Genomic DNA, 1,708 nt, shown 5'->3' on the forward strand with positions numbered 1-1,708 from the left:
GTATTTGCCATCGAAGCTGGTGAATGCGGCATTGCCTTTCCATTCCATACCACTCTTCTTGGCTATGAATTCGAGATAGCTTTCAATCTCCGCATAAAGCTTGATCTTATCTGCGATGATGCGCTTCTGAAGCCTGATTACTCGATCAAGAGTGTTGTTGACTACTGTATCCTGTTTGAGCATCTCGGACTTTATTACAGAGACCGGGATGGCTCGACCTTGGGCATCGATCTTGGTACGTTCTGTGGTCGCTTTCGCTTTGGGTCTGGTTTGATTTTCCATGTGAGTTCTCCTTAGGCTGATTTTCTAAAGTTGTTATTTATCTGTTTGATTATCGTTTTCTGGCTTAAGTGCCTGCTTCTTGATGTAGTTCTGCAGCATAGCGATAACGGCTCTGCGCTCTGGTTTATTGAGCAGGTTCCAATGGCTCTTGTTATAATGCTTAATCATGAAGGCTCTTAAGGAGGAATCAGTCCAAGCTGCCTGTTTCATGAGTGAGAACATGTAGTTCCCTTGTTTGTCGAAGGTGAATTCATAGGGACGCCCATGCTTCCGATAACTGATCATGATTGACTTCAGCTCCAGTAGACGCTCTTCAGACAGTGCCGATAGCGACTCACCAAAACCGAGACCATTCATGATGAACTTGAACCCATCTTCAGGCCAGTGGAACTTCTTGACCCGGATAGCATGGATTTGTTGCCGGAGTTGTCTTTCCCGTAGTTCCTGTTCCATAGAATGCTCCTGATATCCTTAGATGTTAAGTTTACACTTTTCGAATACAGCTATTCTTTCACGAGCTTCAGCTAACCTTCTGAGATGAGTCTCTTCGTCTTCTCCCGGCACTGGCTCATAGGTTCTCGGTACTGGCATCAAGCGATTTCCTAAATCACTGAGAGCACCTTTCTTTACTGTTTTTCCGATATCTATTAGGTTATCCCTTGTTATGACTTTATAACATCCATCAAAGTCCAGGATACCCATAGATGCCAAAGCTTCCATGTAAACGAACACCCATTGCCGACTGCGTGGAAAGCCCTTTGCCACTCCTCTGATTGAATGATATCTGCCTTTCTCGATGTGATCCAGTAGAGCGGTGGCTGCTGCTGGATCAAATCTCCATTCGCTCTTCTGCTTATATCCAACTACAGGATTAAAGCGGTTATTACGCACGTAGATGCCATCCTCAGGCGAGATCAGCTTGATAGTCTGATCACTATGGAGTCTCTCCAGGATCGGCAGCACCAGGCTGATATCTTGAGCCGTCATCACCGCTGCCAACTCCGCTGTAAAGGGATGGTTGTAGAGATTGACGAAGTTCAGGATCAGTTCACTTGGGTTCATAAGGCTGTACTCAAGTCGATATCTGATACGGCGATATCAGGCTGCTTCTTCTGCTCGTTCTCGATGATGTACATCACCTTCATAGCTTTACGCAGGTTGCCGCCGCTGTTGAAGTCGATCTTCTCGATCACCTCTTCAGTTACCTCAACCTCCATTACTTCTCTGGCAACCAGTTCTAAGTCTTTGCGGGAGATCTGTTGGAACTCATAGAAGGAGTTGCATCGGTCGAAGTAATGGGCATTGATCTGCGAGAGCCTGTCCATCGCGTTCTGCATACCTATAAGAATAACCACGGTTAAGGTCTCATCCACGATGTCCCGGATCGCTCCCAGCAGCTTTTCATGCGAGTAGGAATAGTCGATCT

4 protein-coding genes are annotated in these 1,708 nt (G+C 46.3%); all 4 read right to left on the bottom strand.

Annotated features, from left to right (window positions below):
- On the bottom strand, positions 1-282 hold a 282-nt coding region (locus tag Q8M98_08065), incomplete at its 3' end, for a DUF3164 family protein (GenBank protein ID MDP3114716.1).
- A gap of 33 nt (positions 283-315) precedes the next feature.
- Positions 316-735 carry a hypothetical protein gene (locus tag Q8M98_08070; GenBank protein ID MDP3114717.1) on the bottom strand — a complete coding sequence of 140 codons (420 nt, stop codon included), beginning with the start codon at positions 733-735 and terminating at the stop codon, positions 316-318.
- Positions 736-753: 18 nt separating this feature from the next.
- The gene (locus tag Q8M98_08075) at positions 754-1,344 is read right to left on the bottom strand and encodes a hypothetical protein (protein ID MDP3114718.1); all 591 of its coding nucleotides are present in this window, start codon (positions 1,342-1,344) and stop codon (positions 754-756) included.
- Positions 1,341-1,708 (bottom strand): ATP-binding protein (locus tag Q8M98_08080; protein ID MDP3114719.1); only part of this gene is annotated, 368 nt, incomplete at its 5' end. The genes Q8M98_08080 and Q8M98_08075, both read right to left, overlap by 4 nt.

The sequence above is a fragment of the Candidatus Cloacimonadaceae bacterium genome, assembly GCA_030693415.1.
In the GTDB taxonomy this organism is placed as follows: Bacteria; Cloacimonadota; Cloacimonadia; order Cloacimonadales; family Cloacimonadaceae; genus JAUYAR01.